This window comes from Kitasatospora sp. NPDC096140 (assembly GCF_040303045.1).
Taxonomy (GTDB): domain Bacteria; phylum Actinomycetota; class Actinomycetes; order Streptomycetales; family Streptomycetaceae; genus Kitasatospora.
Genome location: NZ_JBEOUW010000002.1, coordinates 325,498 through 344,643 on the forward strand (window position 1 = coordinate 325,498; position 19,146 = coordinate 344,643).

Annotated in this window: 18 protein-coding genes; 12 read left to right on the forward strand and 6 right to left on the reverse strand. The window is 74.5% G+C overall.

What is annotated here, in order from left to right; genetic code table 11:
• Positions 1-286 precede the first annotated feature (286 nt).
• Positions 287-2,479, forward strand: coding sequence for an MMPL family transporter (locus tag ABT048_RS03250; RefSeq protein ID WP_350519582.1), 2,193 nt, complete (start codon positions 287-289; stop codon positions 2,477-2,479).
• 52 nt (positions 2,480-2,531) lie between these two features.
• Positions 2,532-2,906, forward strand: a complete 375-nt coding sequence (locus ABT048_RS03255) for a PPOX class F420-dependent oxidoreductase (RefSeq protein ID WP_350519611.1) — start codon at positions 2,532-2,534, stop codon at positions 2,904-2,906.
• A gap of 47 nt (positions 2,907-2,953) precedes the next feature.
• Here ABT048_RS03255 and ABT048_RS03260 read toward each other — a convergent pair whose 3' ends face one another.
• Complete coding sequence (locus ABT048_RS03260; protein WP_350519583.1) at positions 2,954-3,955, reverse strand: AraC family transcriptional regulator; 1,002 nt, start codon at positions 3,953-3,955, stop codon at positions 2,954-2,956.
• A 210-nt stretch (positions 3,956-4,165) separates the two neighbouring features.
• Here ABT048_RS03260 and ABT048_RS03265 point away from each other — a divergent pair, with 210 nt between their 5' ends.
• From ABT048_RS03265 to ABT048_RS03275, 3 genes are all read left to right on the forward strand, one after another.
• The gene (locus ABT048_RS03265; protein WP_350519584.1) at positions 4,166-5,092 is read left to right on the forward strand and encodes an MBL fold metallo-hydrolase; all 927 of its coding nucleotides are present in this window, start codon (positions 4,166-4,168) and stop codon (positions 5,090-5,092) included.
• A gap of 230 nt (positions 5,093-5,322) precedes the next feature.
• Complete coding sequence (locus ABT048_RS03270; RefSeq protein ID WP_350519585.1) at positions 5,323-5,922, forward strand: TetR/AcrR family transcriptional regulator; 600 nt, start codon at positions 5,323-5,325, stop codon at positions 5,920-5,922.
• A gap of 74 nt (positions 5,923-5,996) precedes the next feature.
• Positions 5,997-6,746: a VC0807 family protein gene (locus ABT048_RS03275; protein WP_350519586.1), complete on the forward strand. Its 750-nt coding sequence runs from the start codon at positions 5,997-5,999 to the stop codon at positions 6,744-6,746.
• A gap of 251 nt (positions 6,747-6,997) precedes the next feature.
• On the opposite strand, the gene ABT048_RS03280 is transcribed toward ABT048_RS03275, so the two are convergent.
• Positions 6,998-7,267, reverse strand: a complete 270-nt coding sequence (locus ABT048_RS03280) for a hypothetical protein (RefSeq protein ID WP_350519587.1) — start codon at positions 7,265-7,267, stop codon at positions 6,998-7,000.
• A 535-nt stretch (positions 7,268-7,802) separates the two neighbouring features.
• Between ABT048_RS03280 and ABT048_RS03285 the strand changes: the two genes are divergently transcribed.
• Both ABT048_RS03285 and ABT048_RS03290 read left to right on the forward strand, forming a co-directional pair.
• Positions 7,803-8,615 (forward strand): ABC transporter ATP-binding protein, encoded by an 813-nt coding sequence (locus ABT048_RS03285; protein WP_502893963.1) that lies wholly within the window; start codon positions 7,803-7,805, stop codon positions 8,613-8,615.
• Positions 8,609-11,110, forward strand: a complete 2,502-nt coding sequence (locus ABT048_RS03290) for an FtsX-like permease family protein (protein ID WP_350519588.1) — start codon at positions 8,609-8,611, stop codon at positions 11,108-11,110. The genes ABT048_RS03285 and ABT048_RS03290 overlap by 7 nt, the downstream gene beginning before the upstream one ends.
• A 34-nt stretch (positions 11,111-11,144) precedes the next feature.
• Here ABT048_RS03290 and ABT048_RS03295 read toward each other — a convergent pair whose 3' ends face one another.
• On the reverse strand, positions 11,145-11,357 hold the full coding sequence (locus ABT048_RS03295) for a cold-shock protein (RefSeq protein WP_350519589.1): 213 nt from the start codon (positions 11,355-11,357) through the stop codon (positions 11,145-11,147).
• Between the two features lie 139 nt (positions 11,358-11,496).
• Entirely contained in the window at positions 11,497-12,150 is a 654-nt protein-coding gene (locus ABT048_RS03300; protein WP_350519590.1) for a GOLPH3/VPS74 family protein, read from the reverse strand.
• A 152-nt stretch (positions 12,151-12,302) separates the two neighbouring features.
• Between ABT048_RS03300 and ABT048_RS03305 the strand changes: the two genes are divergently transcribed.
• The gene (locus tag ABT048_RS03305) at positions 12,303-13,514 is read left to right on the forward strand and encodes an eCIS core domain-containing M35 family metalloendopeptidase (RefSeq protein WP_470329870.1); all 1,212 of its coding nucleotides are present in this window, start codon (positions 12,303-12,305) and stop codon (positions 13,512-13,514) included.
• A gap of 81 nt (positions 13,515-13,595) precedes the next feature.
• On the opposite strand, the gene ABT048_RS03310 is transcribed toward ABT048_RS03305, so the two are convergent.
• Positions 13,596-14,015, reverse strand: coding sequence for a MarR family winged helix-turn-helix transcriptional regulator (locus ABT048_RS03310; protein WP_350519591.1), 420 nt, complete (start codon positions 14,013-14,015; stop codon positions 13,596-13,598).
• A 113-nt stretch (positions 14,016-14,128) separates the two neighbouring features.
• On the opposite strand from ABT048_RS03310, the gene ABT048_RS03315 reads away from it, so the two are divergent.
• Entirely contained in the window at positions 14,129-14,953 is an 825-nt protein-coding gene (locus tag ABT048_RS03315; RefSeq protein WP_350519592.1) for an SDR family oxidoreductase, read from the forward strand.
• A 118-nt stretch (positions 14,954-15,071) separates the two neighbouring features.
• Here the strand turns inward: ABT048_RS03315 and ABT048_RS03320 are convergent, their stop codons facing one another.
• A complete protein-coding gene (locus ABT048_RS03320) occupies positions 15,072-15,446 on the reverse strand; it encodes a hypothetical protein (RefSeq protein ID WP_350519593.1) in 375 nt (124 codons plus the stop codon).
• A gap of 728 nt (positions 15,447-16,174) precedes the next feature.
• Between ABT048_RS03320 and ABT048_RS03325 the strand changes: the two genes are divergently transcribed.
• From ABT048_RS03325 to ABT048_RS03335, 3 genes are all read left to right on the forward strand, one after another.
• A complete protein-coding gene (locus ABT048_RS03325; RefSeq protein WP_350519594.1) occupies positions 16,175-16,549 on the forward strand; it encodes an aggregation-promoting factor C-terminal-like domain-containing protein in 375 nt (124 codons plus the stop codon).
• A 378-nt stretch (positions 16,550-16,927) separates the two neighbouring features.
• On the forward strand, positions 16,928-17,530 hold the full coding sequence (locus ABT048_RS03330) for a hypothetical protein (RefSeq protein WP_350519595.1): 603 nt from the start codon (positions 16,928-16,930) through the stop codon (positions 17,528-17,530).
• 1,089 nt (positions 17,531-18,619) lie between these two features.
• Positions 18,620-19,111, forward strand: coding sequence for a helicase associated domain-containing protein (locus ABT048_RS03335; RefSeq protein WP_350519596.1), 492 nt, complete (start codon positions 18,620-18,622; stop codon positions 19,109-19,111).
• The last annotated feature ends 35 nt before the right edge of the window (positions 19,112-19,146 follow it).

A 19,146-nucleotide genomic window follows, 5' to 3' on the forward strand; every position in this document is an offset into this window, starting at 1 on the left:
CGGACCGGCACTGATCAGCTGCGATGACGCCATTCTGGCATCGGTCCACCCCGCCCCCGCATGGTCCCCACGGCCGATCGCCGGCCCCGGACCAGGACCACGGTCCCGGGTCCGGCCCCGGCCGGGGGCCCGGGGCCCCGGTGCGGATCGTCCCGCGCGAGGACGTCCGGGGCATGCTCCGGGTGATGGTCTGGAACCCGTCCGGGAACCCCCGGAGCCGCCCCGGGAACCCCCCGGGAGCCGAGACCGACCTGCGGACGCTCGCGTCCACCGCCGGAGGATTTTCGTGATCCGCGCACTGACCGGATACGCCACCAGGAACCCGTGGAAGGTGATCACCCTCTGGGTGCTGCTGGGGATTTCCCTGACCCTGCTGAGCCCGATGCTGCTCTCCCGCGTCACCCAGTCCCAGACCGGGGACTTCCTGCCCCGGAGCTACGACTCGGCCGCCGCACTGCGGATCGCCGAGGAGAACTTCGGGGCGAGGCCCGACGCCACCACGGTCACGGTGCTGGTGGCCAGGACGGACGGCAAGCCCCTCGCCGCCGCCGACCAGCAGCGGATCGAGGCCGAGGCGGCGAAGCTCGCCCAGCGCCGGGTCGTCATGCCCCGGAAGAAGGACGATCCGGCCTTCCTCGTCCCCGACCGCTCGCAGACCCCCCGGATCGCCCCCGCGATGGTGGCCCCCGACCGCGGCTTCGAACTCCTCGCCGTCGAACTGACCGGGAACGCCTCCGACGAGGGCGTCCAGGGCGTCTACCGGACCTTCCGGGACGCCGCCCGGGCGCAGTTCGCCGACGCCGGGATGCGTACCGGGTTCACCGGGGGACTGGCCGACTCCGTCGACACCGCCGACGCCAACCGCACCGCCGCGACGGTCGGCGGCGCACTCGTCACCGGGCTGATCGTCCTGCTCAACGTGCTGGTGTTCCGCAGCGTCCTCGCGGCCCTGCTGCCGCTGCTCGCGGTCGCCTTCATCGGCGGCGTGGCCCAGGGTGCCGTGGCCGGCGCCGCGATGCTGACCGGCCTCAAGCTCGACGCCGGCACCCCCGGACTGGTCGCCGTGGTGCTGCTCGGCATCGGCGTCGACTACCTGCTGTTCCTGCTCTTCCGCTTCCGCGAGCAGCTGCGCGCCCGGCCCGAGCAGCCCGCCCGCGAGGCGGCCGCCCAGGTCTGCGCCCGGGTGGGCACCGCGATCACCTCGGCCGCGCTGACCATCGTCGCCGCCTTCGCCACCCTCGGCGTGGCGAGCTTCGGCCAGTTCCGCTCGCTCGGCCCGGCCATCGCCGTCGCCGTCCTGGTCATGCTGCTGGGCAGCCTCACCCTGATGCCCGCCCTGCTCGCCGCCTGCGGCCGCGGGATGTTCTGGCCCTCCCGCAGCCTGCGCCGACAGCCGCGCGAGGGCTTCGCCGCCCGCTTCGGCGCGGTGGTGGCCCGACGCCCGCTGCCGCTGCTGCTCGCCGCCGTCGCCCTGCTCGGCGCCCTGACCGCCGGCACGGCCGGGATCCGGATGGACTACGGCGTGGGCGGCGCCGGGGAGAAGACCCCGGCCGCCGTCACCGCCGCCGAGATCTCCCGCACCCTGCCGGCCGGCGTCTCCGACCCGACGAGCGTCTACGTCCTCGCCACCGACGGCACCGCCCTCACCCCCGGACGGCTCGACGACCTCGCCGGGGCGGTGGCCCGGGTCGACGGCGTCGGCACGGTGGGCGCCACCGTTCTCAACGCGGACCACCGCGCCGCCCGGATCGACCTCTACCTGAAGGCCGATCCGCAGAGCCAGCGCGCCCGCGACCTGGCCTCCGGCCCGGTGCGCGCCGCCGTCGCCGCCCACACGCCCGCCGGGACCACCGCCCACGTCGGCGGCACGGCCGCGATCTACGCCGACGTCGCCACCGCCGTCGACCACGACCTGGCGGTCGTCTTCCCGGTCGCGGCCGCCCTGATCGCGCTGATCCTGCTGTTGCTCCTGCGCAGCCTGCTCGCCCCGCTGGTCCTGATGCTCTCCGTCGGCCTCGGCTTCGCCGCCACCCTCGGCGCCGCCACCCTGCTGTTCCAGCACGGACTGGGCGAACCGGGTGTCAGTTTCACCCTCCCGCTGGTGCTGTTCCTGTTCGTCGTGGCCCTGGGCACCGACTACAACATCCTCATCACCGACCGGATCCGCGAGGAGATGCGCCACCCCGGCTCCGCCCGCGCGGCCGTGGCCCGCGCCGTGCGGCACACCGCTCCCGCCGTCGCCACCGCCGGCCTGGTCCTGGCCGGCTCCTTCGCCACCCTGGCCACCACCCCGGGCAGCGAACAGGTGGCCTTCGCGATGACGCTCGGCATCCTGCTCTCCGCCGTCGTCCTGTCCCTGGTCCTGGTGCCCGCCGTCGCCGCCCTGTTCGGCCGCGCCCTGTGGTGGCCCGTGCGCACCGCCCGCCACGAGCGCACGGCCGCCGGGGCCCCGGAGCCGGCCCGGATCCCGGTGCCCTGACAGCGGGTGCCCCCGAACCGGCGGGGGCACGGCACCGACGAGGGGGCGGGCCCTGCCCGCCCCCTCGCCCGCCGTCCTCGCCACCCTCAATCCGGACGGCGGCCCGCAGACCTCGGTGGTCTGGATCGGCCGCGACGGGGACGACCTGCTCGTCTCCACCGCCGCCGGGCGCCGCAAGGAACGCAACCTGCGCCGCGACCCCCGGGCCAGCCTCACCGTCTACGACCCCGCCGACCCGCTGCGCTACGTCGAGATACGCGGCCTGGCCACCGTCACCGAGGACACCGGCCGCGCCGTCGCCGTCGCCCTCGCCGAACAGTACGAGGGTCCCGGTGCCGGCCGGGAGTACCTCGACCTCCCGGCGGAGGTCCTGCGCGTCGTCGTCCGCATCACCCCCACCAAGGTGCTCGGCACCGCGACCGCCTGACCGGCCGCCACCGCCTGACCGCCACCTCGTGACTGCCGTCGCCGCGGTCAGGCGACGAGGTCGGTGCGGGCCGCGCGGTAGCGGCCGGGGGTGGTGCCGAACTGGCGGACGAAGGCGTGCGAGAGCGCGTAGGGGCTGGCGTAGCCGACCTTGCGGGCGACGGCTTCCAGCGGGTCGGCGGTGTTGCGCAGCAGGCCCGCGGCGCGGGTCATCCGCCACCAGGTGAGGTAGGCCATCGGGGGGCGGCCGGTGAGGGTGGTGAAGCGGCGGGTGAGGGTGGCGCGCGAGACGCCGGCGTGGGTGGCCAGGGTCTCGGTCGTCCAGGGGTGGGCCGGGTCCTCGTGGACGGCGGCGAGCGCGGTCGCCACCACGGGGTCGGTCAGTGCGGCGCCCCAGCCGTCGGCGCCGCGCCGGGTGGTCCAGGCCCGCACCAAGTAGACCAGCAGCAGGTCGATCAGGCCCGGTACGGCGAGTTCGCCGCCGGGTCGGGCGGCGGTCAGTTCGCTGCTCAACAGGTCGACGGCGGCGCGTAGTTCGGGGTGCTCGCCGGTGCGGGTGGGCAGGTGGACGACTTCGGGCAGCTCGCGCATCAGCGGGTGCCCGAGCCCGTGGTCGAGGCGGTACTTGCCGCACAGCAGGTCGGCCGCACCGGGAGCACCCGCACCGGGCGCACCGGCACCGGGCGCACCGGCACCGGTCGCTCCTGCACCGGACGCGTCCGCACCGGCGGCGTCCGGGCCGCTGCCGGGGCGCCGTCGGGGGCCGATCAGGGAGTCCAGCTCCGGCAGGCGCGCCGCCCGGGCGGCGGTCAACTCCCCGTCGGACAGGGCGTGTCCGCTGCCGTGCGGCAGCAGCACCGCGTCGCCGGGGCCCAGCCGCAGCGGCTCGCCGCCGTCGGCCAGCAGCCAGCAGCTGCCGGACAGCACCACGTGGAAGCCCGCGCCCGCGTAGGAGGGGATGCGCGCGCCCCAACGCCCCGCCACGCGCAGCCGGTTGGAGGCGGGCCGGCCCGCCCGTACGGCGGCGATCGCGTCGCTGACCACGTCCATCCGGCCATCGTAACCGCCCCGAACGCCTCCGCCGGGACGCCGGTGATGAGCCGTTCGCGTATCGGAGCGAGCCACTGGCGCATTGAGCGGCTCACCCGGCCTCCCTAGGCTCGTCACCGAAGGTCGGACGCCGAAGACCGAGACCGAGACCGAGACCGAGACCGAAGGCCGAACACCGGACCGACGGACGACAGATGGAGGGGGCGAGCCGTGGAGCGGATCGTACTGGGGGACGTGGAGATCATCCGGGTGCTGGAGTTCCAGGGGCCGTTCGCGCCGGCCGCGGAGATCGTGCCCGAGCTCGGCGAACCGGCCTGGAGCGCCGACGCCGCCGCCCTGGCGCCCGAGCACTACGACCCGGCCTCCGGCGCCTACATCGGCGCGCTGCAGACCTGGGTGGTGCGCAGCGGCGGCCGGACGGTCCTGGTGGACACGGGGGTGGGCAACGGGCGCGAGCGGCCGGCGACGCCGCTGTTCCACCGGCTCGAAGGGCGCTTCCCGGAGCTTCTGGCCGCCGCGGGGGTGCGGCCGGAGGACGTGGACGCGGTGGTGAACACCCACCTGCACGCGGACCACGTGGGGTGGAACACGGTGGAGCGGGACGGGGCGTGGGTCCCGACGTTCCCGAACGCCGTGTACTACCTGCCGGCGGCGGACCGGGCGTTCTTCGACCCGGCCGCCGGGAACGGCCCCTGCGGCGGTGACGCCGCGGGGGCCGAGGACACCGCGGAGGCGGTGCGGTGGGCGGAGTGGCACCAGGTGTTCGAGGACAGCGTGGCCCCGGTGCTGGCGGCCGGGCAGGCGCAGGAGTGGTCGGGTTCGCTGCGCATCGACCCGGCGCTGGTGCTGGAGGAGGCGCCGGGGCACACGCCGGGTTCGTCCGTGCTGCGGGTGCAGTCCGGTGGTGAACGGGCGGTGTTCGTGGGGGACGTGATGCACTCGCCGGTGCAGCTGGCGCACCCCAGCTGCAGCAGCTGCTTCTGCCTGGACCCGGTGCAGGCGGCGGCCAGCCGGCTGCGGGTGCTGGAACGGGCGGCGGCGGAGAAGGAGTTGGTGATTCCGGCGCACTTCGCGGGGGCGGGGGCGGCGCGGGTCGGCCGCGCGGGGGCGGGGTTCTCGGCCGACTGGGCGCGCTGACACCCGGGCCCGGTGCCCGCCGTGCCCGCCGGGCACCGGGCCCGAGGGCCCGGGGGGTGCCCGGCGGTGCCCCGGCGTCGGGACCCGTCGGGCACCGCCGGTCCTCCGCGCGCTCGGAAGCGTGCTCGTGTTTTGCTCGGTCGCGCAATTTCTTGCTCGGCCGAGCAAACTGCTCTACAGTCTTGCTCGGGCAAGCAAGAACCAGCTTGCACGAGCAAGGAGGTGCGGGGATGGGGCGGACGTTCACCGAGTCGGGGCGTCGGGCACAGATCGTGCAGGCCGCGATCGAGGTGGTCGCCGAACAGGGCTACGCGAAGGCGTCGTTCAGCCGGATCGCGAAGCAGGCCGGGCTGAGCAGCACCGGGATGATCTCGTACCACTTCGCGGGCAAGGACGACCTGATGCACGAGGTCGTCGCCGAAGTGACCAGGGTGACCGGCGCGTTCATGGCGCCCAGGGTCGGCGCCGCCGAGGGTGCGCGCGCCCGGCTGCGGGCGTTCGTCGAGGCCAACGTCGAGCTGCTCGCGGTCTGGCCCCGGCACCTCAAGGCGCTGATCGAGGTGCTGCCCAACCTCGGCGGGGACGATCCGGCCACGGTGGGCTACAACGCCTCCCTGCAGCTGCTGATGGACGGCCAGGAGCAGGCCGTCCGCCAAGCCCAGGAGGCGGGCGAGTTCCGGGAGTTCGACCCCCGGCTGATGCTCGTCGCGCTGCGCGGGGCGGTCGATGCCGTGGTGATGCGCTGGGTGGGCGATCCCGCCTTCGACGTCACCGCGGCCGGCCGCGAGCTGGCGGACATCTTCGACCGGGCCACCCGGGCCGAACCGTAAGCGGGACGCCGGGGCCGACGGGCCGGCGGGGCGCACAGGACAGGGGAGAGGCAGTCATGGGAGGGGCGAGTGTGATGGGGGAGACCGTGAGCAAGCCGGCCGGACAGGGGACCGATCCGCAGGGCACCACGCCCGGGTCCGCACCGAACGGGTCCGCACCGAACGGATCCGGGCAGGGCGGGCCCGCACCGGACAAGGACCACAAGGCCCGGGCCGCCAAGCGGCTGCTGGCCCGGTCGCTGGTCCTCGAACTGGCGCTGCCCCTCGGCGGGTTCTACCTGCTGCACGGCCTGGGGCTCAGCCAGTGGGCCGCGCTCCTGATCAGCGGCCTGCTGCTGGTGCCGTGGCTGGTGCTCGGCATGGTGCGCAGCCGCCGCATCGAGGCGATGCCGGCCTTCACCCTGCTGATGATCGCGCTCGGCGCGCTGATGGCGACGGTCAGCGGCAGCCCCCGGGTGCTGCTGGTGCGCGACAGCTGGGTGTTCGGCGTGCTCGGGCTCTGGGTGCTGGGCACCCTGGCGACACGGCGTCCGTTCATGCTGACCGCGGCCCGGTCGATCGTCGCCGCCAAGCTCGGCGAGGCGGGCGCCGAGGAGTGGGTGGGGCGCTGGGACCACGACGCCGTCTTCCGCCGCCACCTGCGCACGCTCACCGCCGTCTGGGGCCTCGGCTTCGCCGCGGACGCCGGGATCCGGGTGACGCTGGCCTGCACCCTGCCGGTGGACGTGGTGCCCCTGGTGAACTCGCTGCAGTGGCTGGTGGTGCTGGGCGGGCTGTTCGGCTTCCACTTCTGGTACGTCAACCGCCACGGCCTTAAGGTCTGACGGCAGACCACCCCCTCGGACAGCACCCCCGGAGCACCCGGAGCAACCCCCGGGAACACCCCGGAGCACCTCGGAAGACCCCGGGAACACCCCGGACACGCGCCGGCGGCGCGCGGTACCCGTCCCATCGGGCACCGCGCGCCGCCTTCGCCGGTCCGGGCGCAAGCGGCGACGCCGTTCACGTCGTCCGCGCCCCGGGCCCGCCCGCCGCCCGCCCGGACCCGGTCCGGGCAGGCGGCGGCCGGGCTTCGTCAGTCGTTGCTCCACGTGGCGCCCGAGCCCGCGAACGAGCCCGAGACGCCGTTGTCGTCGGCCATGATCCAGAAGCCTGCGTGGGAGATCCCGTCGGGGGAGACGGCGGATTCGACAGCGGCCACGCCGGCGCCGTTCTGGTTCGCCATGAACCCGCCCTTGCCGAAGTCCGCGCTCAGGCCCTCGGTGGCCGAGGCCAGACCGGCGCAGCCGATGACGAGCGGGGCGGTCAGAGCGCCGACGGCCAGAACACGCTTGAAAGCACGCATGGGAATCTCCTCCACGGAGTTCAGGATTGAAAGGGACGGCGCCGATCGGCCCGTCACGACTTCAGACAGCCATGCGCCGCGACCCCCCGCAAGCGCTGCCGCCGCCCGAGCGGACCTCACAGCTCGTCAGAAACACCGCGCCGACCTGCGGAAATACGGATCCGACGGGCACCTTCCGGGGATCAGTCGGGCGGAGCAGGCGCATGGGCCCTTCCACGTACCCGGACAGGAGACGGGAATCCGCCCCCGGTGCCGGCGCCCCGGACACCACCCCTGATCTGCCCGGATACCCCGGCGGCCACCCCCGCCCCGCCCCCTGCCCGCCACTGCCACCCCCGCCGCTGCCACCCCCGCCACCCCGTCACCGCGACCGCCCTCACCCCCGCCACCGCCCACCCGGGCCCCGGGTCAGGGGCCCCTCAGGGACAAGATCGGGGACGGCCCGGAGGCGCGGCCCCCGCCCCCGGCCCTAGCGTCGGCGCGGCGGGCGGCCGAGGCGCCGCCCCACCCGATGCCCCAGGGAGAAGGCGAGCACGTGTTCCGGAACAAGGCTCTACCGGCAGGGACTTCGCACCAGGCCGACGCCGGTGCGACGACACCGGGCGGCATCGTCCGCCTGACCGGCGTGCACAAGACCTACGGCCGCGGCGACAACCGGGTACGCGCGCTCGACGGGGTGGACGCCGCCTTCGCGGCCGGCACCTTCACCGCCGTCATGGGCCCCTCGGGCTCCGGCAAGTCGACGCTGCTGCAGTGCGCGGCCGGCCTCGACCGGGTCGACGCGGGCCGGGTCCTGCTCGACGGCGCACCGCTGCACGAACTCTCCGAACGCGCCCTGACCGTGCTGCGCCGCGCGCACATGGGCTTCGTCTTCCAGTCCTTCAACCTGGTCCCGGCGCTGACCGCCCGACAGAACGTCGAGCTGCCGCTGCGCCTGGCCGGGCGCCCGCTCGACCCGGCCGCCATCGACCTGGCGCTGGCCCGGGTCGGCCTCGCCGAGCGCGGCGGCCACCGGCCCGCCGAGCTCTCGGGCGGCCAGCAGCAGAGGGTCGCCGTCGCCCGCGCCCTGGTGACCGGGCCCAAGGTCGTCTTCGCGGACGAGCCCACCGGCGCGCTGGACTCGCGCACCGCCCGGGAGGTCCTGGCGCTGCTGCGCGACGTCGTCGAACAGCAGGGCCAGACGGTGATCATGGTCACCCACGACCCGTCGGCCGCCTCGTACGCGCAACGGGTCCTCTTCCTCGCCGACGGCGCGGTGACCGGCGAACTGATCGGGCCCACGGCCGAGACGGTGGCCCTGCGGATGGCCGCACTGGAGCCCGGCGACAGCGGGACGCACCCGTGCTGAGGATCGCCGCCGCCACCCTGCGCCGACGCCTGACCGGCTTCCTGGGCGCCTTCGTCGCCCTCGCCCTCGGCACGACGATGGTCGGCATGATGACGCTGACCCTGGCCGCCACCTTCGGCACACCGCACCCGGGACCGCAGCGCTTCCCGCACGCGCCGGCCGTGGTCGCACCCCAGGGCTTCGAGGGGAACCCGATGAAGGCCCCCGCGGTCCTGCCACCCGAGGTCGTGGCCCAGGTGACCGCGGCCGGCAACGCCACCGCCGACCGCAGCTTCCCGGTCCGCCTCACCCCCGACGCAAGCCCCGACCCCACCCCCGACCGCGGCGCCGGCCCCGCCGCCCCCGCGACGACCACCGGCCACCCCTGGTCCTCCGCCGCCTTCGCCGGCTACCACCTGACGGCCGGACACCCGCCCCAGGCCCCGGACGAGATCGCCGTCGGCGGCGGCGACCCCTCCCTGATCGGACACCGGGCCCAAGCCGCCACCCCCGACGGCACCACCCGCTACCGCGTCGTCGCCGTCACCGACGCACGCTGGTTCGAGAACGCGGTCTTCTTCAGCGACACCGAGGCCCGACGCCTGTCACCCGGCGTCAACGCCCTGGTCACCGACGCCGACCCCGCCCGACTGACCACCCTCCTGCACGGCCGCGCCGTCCTCCTCGACGGTGACGGCCGCACCCGCCTCGACCCCGACCCCACCGGCGGCGCCCAGGCACTGGCCGACGCCCAGGCGATGGCCGGCAGCACGACCGGACTCGCCGTCTGCGTCTCGGTGTTCGTCGTCATCGCCACCTTCGCCTTCGCCACCGAACAGCGCCGCCGCGAACTGGCACTGCTGCGCCTGGTGGGCGCCGCCCCCCGCCAGGTGCGGCGCATGGTGCTCGGCGAAGCACTCCTGATCGGCCTGGCCGCCGCCACCGCCGGCTGCGCCCTGGCCCCGCTGTGCACCGTGCCGCTGCGCTCCTGGATGCTCGGCCACCACGTGGCCCCGTCCTGGTTCACCGTCCCGCTCAACCCGCTGCCGCTGCTGGTCTCCTTCGTCGTCGGGGTGGCCGCGGCGCTGGCCGGCTCGGCGGCCACCCTGGTGCGGGTCTCGCTGATCCGCCCGATCGAGGTCCTGCGCGAGGACGCGGTGGAGCGCCGCACGATGACGCCCGTGCGCCGCCTGCTGGGGGCCGCCCTGCTGGTCGGCGCGGTCGCCACCGGGGCCGTCATCGCCGCCACGCAGCCCTACCTGGCGGCCAGCGCCCGCAAGTACCAGGCCGTGCCGGTGCTGTACGTCGGCGCGGTGGCCCTGCTGGCCCCGGTCCTGCTGCGGCCGGTCACCGCCCTGCTGACCGGCCCGCTGCGCCGCTCGGTCAAGGCCGGCCCGATGCTGGTGCGGGCGAACGTGCTGACCTCCCGGCGGCGTACGGCCGCCACGGTGGCGCCGGTCGTGGTGGCCGTCGGCCTGGTGGCCACGCTGCTGACGACGCAGGGCTCCGGGGACGCCGCGGCGCTCGCCCGTCAGCGCCAGGAGGTCCACGCGGCGGGCGTGGTGGTGCCCGCGGGCCCGGGGATCGACGCCCGGACGCTGGAGGGGCTGGCGGCCGTGTCCGGGGTCCGGGTCACCCCGGTCACCGCGATGAACGTCCGGATCGGCACCGCCGGGGGCGAGCAGATCGACTCGCTGAGCACGGTCGCGGTGCCGGCGTCCGCGCTGGGCACCACCGTCACCCCGCCGGTGCGCTCCGGCTCGCTCGCCGCGCCGCCCGGGGACTTCCTGGTCGTCGACGAGCACGCGGCCGAGTCCGACGGCCTGGCGGTCGGGGACCGGGTGGTCGCGCTGCTGCCGACCGGCGCGCGGGTGCCGGTGGTCGTCGCGGCGGTCGTCGCCCGCGGCCTGCGCGGCGACGACGCCTACCTGTCCTCGGCGCTGACCGGCGCGGTGCCGCCGAGCCGGGTCTACCTGGACTCCGCGGCGGGCCCGGACCGGCCGCTGGACGAGCGGCAGACCGCCGAGGTGAACCGGGTGCTGGCCGGCTCCGGCGCGCACCTGGTGCCCTACGGCGCCTACCTGGAGGCCCAGCGCGCGCACGCCGCCGAGCAGGCGGACAACGCCGCGGTGGTCATCCTGGGGACGGCGCTGGCCTACGCGCTGATCGCGGTCGCGAACACGCTGGTCATGGCGGTGGCCGGGCGGCGGCGGGAGTTCGCCCTGCTCGGGCTGGCCGGCGCGGTGCGCGGACAGGTCGTCAAGGTGGCCGCGGCCGAGTCGGCCGTCGCGGTGGTCGTCGGCACCGTCCTGGCCGCCGTGGCGACCGTCCTGGCCGCGGTGACCCAGCACGCCTCGCTGGCCCGGCTGGTGGACGGCGCGGCGACGGTCGTCCCGTGGGAGCGGATCGCGGGGGCCGTCGCCCTGTGCGCCCTCGTCGCGGTGGGCACCGCGGTGGTGGCGACCGTGCGGGCGACCCGGCGGCGGCCGGTCGAGGCCGTGGGCGCCCGTGAGTAGGACCCGGCCGCGACCGCCCGCCCGGAGCCGGCGGCTACTGCTCGATGCGCACCTTGTCGGCCTGCATCCCCTTCTGGCCCTGCACGGCCTCGAAGCTGACCTTCTGTCCTTCCACCAGGGACTTGAAGCCGCTTCCCTCGACCGCACGGAAGTGAACGAACAGGTCGGGCCCGGACTCAGGGGTGATGAACCCGTACCCCTTCTCGTCGTTGAACCACTTGACCGTGCCGTTCTGACGCTCCGCCATGTCTTCCCCTAGCCGATGTGAACCATTGCCGACCACGATCCTTTCACGTTCCGTGAGGGAACGGGTGCCAAACGTCACGCGCGTCCGGTGCCGATCACCCGCCGGCGGGGCGCGGCCCGCGCCCCGCCGCTGCGGCCGGTCAGCCGCCGCCCATGCCGCCCTGCGCGGCGATCATGGTCAGGTTCAGTCCGGCCACCGCCCGGGCCAGGCCCGGGGCCGGATCGGCGAGCCGGTCGGTGAGCGCGGCGATCCGGTCGGCGTGGGCGTGGCGGTCGTGCCGGGAGAGCACCAGCCGCAGGTGTCCGTGGGCGGCCAGCGCGGCGAGGGCGGCGTCGGTGAACGGCACCCGGGCGATGGGGGCGTCGCCGCGGACCAGGGCGGCCACCCGCGCCTGGAGGTCCAGGGCCTCGCGCGGGTCCTCCATCGTCACCGGCCGGTGCGGCACGACCGGGCCGTAGGGGTCGCGGTCGGCGACGGTCACCGCGCCGAGCACCGCGAGCCGCTCCTCGACGGCCTCCAGGGTGTCCTCGCGTCCGCGCCGGATCCACGACTTCCAGCTGCGCGGCCGCTCGGCCAGCTCGGCGAGCAGCGCGTCCAGGACGGGGTCCCCGGTGGCGGCGGAGGAGAGGATCCGCACCCGGCCCGCCGCGTCCTCGGCGGCGGCGCCGCGGTGGGCGAGCTCGGCCAGGGCGGCGGCGCGCACCAGGAAGCCGGCGCGGGCGCGGTCCTGCAGGGACTGGGCCCGGGTGTCGAAGGCCAGCAGGTAGGCGTCCAGATGCAGTCCTCGGCTCATGGCACCGACGATACGGCGCGCCCCGCCGCCGGGGCCCGTCCGCCGGCCGGGGCAGGGCCTGCGGCCCCGGGCCTGCCCTCGCGGCCCTGTCCCGGCGGTGGCCGCCCCCGGTAGGAAGGCAGCGTTGGCTTCGCGTAGGGACGGAGACGCCCATGCACGCACACCGCAGGCCGGAGCGGACATCCTCGGCGGGACCGCGACGCGCCGCCGGGCCGGAGGCCGGCGCGGCCGGGCGGGTGCCCGCGCGTCCGCCGTCCGCCGCCGTGCTGCACGGCCTGCAGCGCAGCGTCGGCAACGCGGCGGTGGCCAGGATGCTGGCCGGCGACGGACTCCCGGCGGCCGCCGTGCAGCGCTCCGCGGTGCACGAGGTGCTGCGCGGGGCGGGGCGCCCGCTGGACGAGCGGACGCGGGCCGACATGGAGGGCCGGCTGGGCGCGGACTTCTCCGACGTCCGGGTGCACACCGGCCCCGCCGCGAAGGCGTCCGCCGCCGGGATCGGGGCCCGCGCCTACACCTCGGGCAACCACGTGGTGATCGGCGAGGGCGGCGCGGACCGCCGTACGCTCGCCCACGAGCTGACCCATGTGATCCAGCAGCGCTCGGGGCCGGTGGCCGGCACCGACGACGGATCCGGCCTGAGGATCAGCGATCCCGCCGACCGTTTCGAACGCGAGGCCGAGGCCAACGCGGTCCGGGCCCTGGCCGCGCCGGCGGGGCGGGCGGCGGGGGAGGAGCGGGAGGCGTCCGGGCACGGCGGCGTGCGGGCCGGGGCGCTCCAGCGGGCCGCCGTCGAGGTCGCCGGCGAGGACCGGCGGACGCAGGTGGAGCAGGCCGTGCAGGAAGCGCAGGCCGTCATCGAGGAAGCGATCAGCCTGCTCTACGAGCTGCGGGAGCTGGACGACCCGCTCGGCGCGCGGGTCTTCGTGCGGTACTTCGGGGAGCACGACGACGTGGGTGTTCTCGACCGCATCGAGCGCGTGTACGAAGGCGCCTCCGACATCCTCGACACGATCGTGATCGACGACCACCAGCCGAACATGATGGTCGGCAACGAGGAGGGCGTGCACGCCTACACCGTCCAGGGCGGCCCGATCAGTGTGGCCGGCAGGTTCTGGTCCGGCAGCCAGCGCCAGCGGGCGCTGACCCTGGTGCACGAGGCGACGCACGCCGTCCACGACACCCACGACGACAGCGGCTTCGGCCGCGCGGCCGCCGAGGCCTTCGCCCGGAGCTCACCGGACGAGGCCGTCGACTGCGCCTACAACTACGAGTACTTCGCCGACGACGCGGGCACGGCCTCGCTGGGCCCGGGCAGCGACTCCGAGAGCGCGTCGGACAGCGACTCCGACAGCGACTCCGACTGATCCCCCCCGGCCGCCTCCTGCCCGGCCGCCCACCCCCGGCCGCAGCCTGCCCGGCCGTCCACCACCGTCAGGTCTCCGGCGTCAGGTCTCCAGGATCAGCCGCAGCAGGTCGCGCAGGGCCTCGCGCTGCGGTGCCGCGAGCCGGGCCAGCGGGTCGCCGGCGAAGGGCATCCGGGCGCGCAGGTCGGCGGCGACGGCGCGCCCGGCCGCGGTGGCGGTGACGCGCTTGACCCGGCGGTCGGTCTCGTCGGGGCCGCGTTCGACCAGGCCGCGCGATTCGAGCCGGTCGATGATCACGGTCACGTTGGACGGCTCGGCGTGCAGGCGCTCGGCGATGCGGCGGGTGGGGAGCGGGGTCTCGGCGGCGAGCAGGGCCTTGGCCTGCAGCGGGGTCAGGTCGTGGACCGCGGCGGCGGCCTCGGACTCCTGGGCGTAGCGGCGGTTGACGGCCGCGAAGAGGCCGACGACCTCCCTGGCGAGCTCATCCGATGGATCGGGCATGGGGTCCAGCGTAGCCAGGTGCTTGACAGGGTGGAATATCGGCCCACATAGTTATGGTTCATATTGGTTATGAACCATAAGCATGCGTTCCCGAACCCCCGGAGGTTCCCCCGATGAGCACCAAGACCGTCCTGATCACCGGCACGTCCTCCGGCATCGGCCTGGCCACCGCCGTCGCCGCCGCCCGCGCCGGCTGGCACGTGATCGCCACGATGCGCGACACCACCAAGGCCGACGCACTGCTGGCAGCCGCGAAGGACGCCGGCACCACCGTCGAGGTCCGGGCGTTGGACGTGACCGACCCCGCCTCCGTCCAGGCCTGCCTGGCCGGCCTGGAACGGCTGGACGCGCTGGTCAACAACGCCGGCGCCGGCCACGTCGGCACCCTGGAGCAGGAGAGCGTCGAGGACGTGCGCGCCGTCATGGAGGTCAACTTCTTCGGCGTCCTGCACGTCACCAAGGCCGCCCTGCCGCTGCTACGCGCGAGCGGGGGCCGCGTGCTCACCGTGACCAGCGTCGGCGGCGTGATCGGCCAGCCCTTCAACGAGGCCTACTGCGCGGCGAAGTTCGCGGTCGAGGGCTTCATGGAGTCCCTGGCCCCGGTCGCGGCCACCGCCGGGGTGTCCGTCAGCGTGGTCGAGCCGGGCGCGGTGGCCAGCGAGTTCGTCGCCAACGTGGGCCTCGCGGACGACGCCCTCGACCAGGCCGGACCGTACGCCCCGGCCCTCGCCGCCTACCTGGAGCGCACCCGCGGCGCCTTCGCCGCCGCCCAGACCTCGCAGGACGTGGCGGCGAGGATCGTGGACCAGCTCGCGGCCGAGCGCCCCGCCTTCCGGCTGCTCACCTCCGACGCCGCGAGCGCCTTCGTCGCCGCCAAGCTCAAGGACCTCGACGGTTCGGCCGTCCAGGCCCTGACCGCCGCCTGGGTCGCCGGGTGACCCGTCCCCGGGCACGCGGCTGAGCGCCGCGGACCGCCGCCGCGGACCGCAGCCCCGGCCCCGCACATGACGCAGCCCCGTACCGCGCCGGTACGGGGCTGCACGCGCGGGCGGCGTGTCACAGCAGGGTGAGGACGTCCTGGTGGGCCCCGTCGAGGACGAGGCCGTTGTCCAGCCGCACCCGGACCGTCACCCGCTTGCCCCGCTCCCGGTGGGCGGCCCACTGCGGCTCCAGCGCGGCGAGCTGCGCCTCCAGCCGTTCACGGCTCGCCGTCGGCATGGTGTGCCCGTAGTCCTCGAACAGCGCCTTGAGCCGCCGGTACTCGCGGACCTCGTCGCTCTCGGGCAGTTCCCCGTCCACCCGTTCGACGGTGCCCTCGGCCCCGGCCCCCACCGAGAGGAACCCGACGGCGACGCCGGACGCCGCGGTGACCGCCTCACCGATCCCCACGTCCTCGGCCAGCCTGACGCGCCGGCCCTCCTCCAGGGTCATCCGTCCTCCGCCTCCTCGTCGAACCACCGCACCCACCGGTGCCCGGCCTGCGGTCATTATCCGCGCCCCCCTACCCCCGCTCCCGCCCCGCCCCACCCCACCCGCCGCCCCGGGCACGCCCGCCCCCTCGTCCCCCTGCCTCCCTCGTCCCCTCGCCCCCTCGTCCGTCCCCCGGTTCCCCGTCCATCCCCATCCCCATCCCCCTCCCCCTCCCCATCCCCCCTCCCCATCCCCCTCCCCGTCACCGGGTGTGGTGCGCGTCTCGGATCGCGGTCGCGGCGGTGACCGGGCGTGGCGGAGGAGGGCCGGTGGGTGGCGGTGCGGGGGCCGCGGGTGGTGAGGGTGCTCACACGGGTACGGCATGAACGACGGCGGGTAGTGCTGTCCGTTTCGCACCGTTCCGCCCCCTTCCATGCGGGCCGGTGAGAGGTGTTCGCGCAGGTCGGGGCGGGCCGGCGGGTGCGAGGCGGACGCTCTTCCCGGGTCGTTCCGAGGCCCCCTCGCTACGACGGCGGGTCGTAGCGAGGGGGTCTTGGAACGGGCTGCCGAGGTCTGGCACCTTGGCATTCGTCGTCAGCCACACCGGCTCCTGTCCCGCCGGTTGCGGCTAAGCGCCGTGTCACACCCCGTGACCGTTTCGGCCCCTGTCCGGCCGCGGTCGAGACGGGGTGCGACACCGGCCCAACCCGATTGAGGTCCTGCTCTACATGCCCGCTTTCAAGCTCCGTATGCGTACCTCTGCCGCCGTTCTCGTCGGCGCCGCCGGTCTGACCGCCCTGGGCGCCGGTGTCCTGCCCGCCACCGCGAACGCCGCCACCGCCTCCCCGCAGGCGATCGCCGCCCAGATCGTCCCGGCGAACCAGCTGGCCTCGTTCAGCCAGATCATCTCCCACGAGTCGGGCTGGAACGTGACGGCGACGAACCCGAGCTCGGGCTCCTACGGCCTGGGCCAGGCGCTGCCGGCCTCCAAGATGGCCTCGGCCGGTGCGGACTGGAAGACCAACCCCAAGACCCAGATCAAGTGGGCCTACGACTACATGAACTCCCGCTACGGCAGCCCGAACGCCGCCTGGGCCTTCTGGCAGACCCACCACTGGTACTAAGCCGACACCGTCGCATCTTCCTCCCCCACCCCGGGGGCGGACAGGTGTCACCGGGGTGACCCGTGAGGGCCCGGCTCCGCGCAACCGCGCGGAGCCGGGCCCTCACGCCGTTCCCGGCCCGGCCACCGCCTGACAGCCCGCCAGCCCGCCAGCCCGCCAGACCGACAGGCCGCGCCGGACACCCTGCGCAACCGCCCCCAGCGCCCGGGCCGAATCCCTCCGCCGATCCCCTCTGTTGAATCTTCTGCAATTGCCACTCAATAGGGCAGTCGCTAGCGTTGTTTCTATACGAAGTCTCTTCTTGACGGAGAGTGAGGGAATCCCCGCGCGAAGCCGGGCATTCCCCGCGATCCCACACGCACAATCGGAGGACTTCCGATGAAGATTCCTCGCCCCTGGCGCTCCCTCGCGGTGCCAGCGGCCGCCGCCGTGGCCCTGGTGGGCCTCCAGACCACGGGCGCGACCGTCGCACAGAGCGTCACACCTGCAGCCGTACCGAGCGTGGTCTCCCAGACTCCCGAGGAAGCCTGCGCCGTGGCCAACGCCGGCAGCTGGACGGTCATCGTGAACTGCTTCCACGGGCAGGTGGCTGTCGCCCGCGCGTGGCTCGCCCAGATCTGCACCCAGCTCCCCGCCACCGTCCCCCGCGTCGCGGACCTCTGCCGGATCCAGATCACCGGCACCCGGATCCACACCGAAGGCCCCCTGGTGTTCCTCACCGTCGAGTTCCGCGACCTGCCCGACCAGGCCAGGGGATTCTCGTTCGTCGGAATCAAGGGCTCCCACTGGGCCTACGAGAAGCACTCGTTCGACAGCCCGTCCTACGGCCGCGTGCACCTGACCAACACCGGCGGGTCGATCGACTACCCGTTCAACCAGAGCTGCGGCACGGCCCATCCGTCCGAATCCGACGTGCGGTTCTGGATCAACGACTTCCAGGGCATCAACCAGGCGACCACCAGCGCCCACCTGAAGTGCTGACCCACCACCCGGCCCCGCCCAACGCAGACGAGGCCCGGCACCCGTACGGGCACCGGACCTCGTCCGACCAATGGAGCGCCAGGCCCGGATCGCACGGACTCTCCCTACTGAAAGTAGGACGTGCTCTGGTAGCACCGCTGACGCCTGACGAGAGATCATCTCCCTCGCAACAAGCAGAACACTAGCAGCTCACCCCCCACCCCCCGACACCCCCCGTCGCCCCGGCCAACCGCCGGCAGAACGCCGCGGACCCACCCGCCGTTCGTCGTCCAACCGTCCATACGGCCGTGGGCTGCTTCCTCGCGGGCAATGAGCAGCTCCGGATGCACGCGCTCGTCAGCGCGACTGCCTGCCACCCCGCTTCGACCCCGTCCATGCTCGCCGGATTCGTCGTCATCGAGCCATCACCCACGCCACGCGTTCGGCGTCACGAGGTACGAGCCGCGTCTGCGCGTCGCCGAGGCCGTGCACACCGCATGGCAGCAGCGGGCCCGGCGCCAGGCCCGGCCGGCCGACTGCCCAGGGCCGCGGTCCCCTCCATCACCGCCCCACGGCACGAGGGTTGTGGGCCGCCGGCTCCGATGCTCGGCGCGCCGTCTTCGCGTAGGACCTGCTGGCGGGCGCGCCCACGGACCGGTTTCATGACGAGAAACCGGTCGCCGCTCTCTTCGAGCCCCACGTCGAGGAGGTCGACTACACCGGGGTGGCTCAGGGTGGCGATGGCGCGGGCCTCGCGGAAGAACTGCGCGGTGCTGCGGTCGTCGTGGTCGGATTCCAGAAGTCTGACCACGGCCTCGCGGTCAAGCACACCGTCGTAGGCGGCCCCAGATGTTGCCCATGCCGCCCGAGCCCAGCCGTCTCCGCAGCTCGTACCGGCCCGCAAGAATCCGCGCCACCGCGGCCCCCCAACGTCGTGACGCCAGGCCCGGCCCAACACCGTACTGCGTGAGAAGACGGCCAAAGAGAATTGACTGAACGTCACATCTGTCAGTGTCGACAGCGCCCCCAGGGGCCAGAGCCGCACCGCGTCCTGACCCCCCTGAACCGGCAGCCCCGCGGCCCGCGGCCCGCGGCCGCCCAGTCGTTGGTGTGCCACATCGCGGCAGTCGACGCGGTCCGCTTCGCAGACCCGAGTCGAGCGCGATCGACCCTGCCCAGACGGTTGGCCGGGGCTCGGATATCTCGGGGTATGTTCAGGATCAACTACCACGCGGGAAACAGGAATGCATTAGCGCGGCTACGCCTACGCCCGTTGCCTGGGCCGCCCACCACGGCCACCTCGCCATCCCCGCCACCGAGAAGCCGGACGGCTACGCGGTCGGCGCGTGGATGCGCCGCCAGCGCAAGGCCGAGGCTGGAATCGACGCGCGACGTATTGAGACTCCGTCACCCGCGCCACGGTGCCGCGAGTGCGGCACCGCGCTGCGCGTCTCGGGACCGGGTCGCCGCCCGGTTTACTGCGGCTGGGCCTGTTCCTCGAAGGCGTACCGGCGCCGACGGGCCGAGCACCAGCAGGACGCCCTAGCTGTACTGACCACGGAGGTTGGTGACACGGTTCACGGAGTGGTGATCTTGAAATGAGTGAGGGCCTTCTGGCCAGGTGTGGATTGCGACAT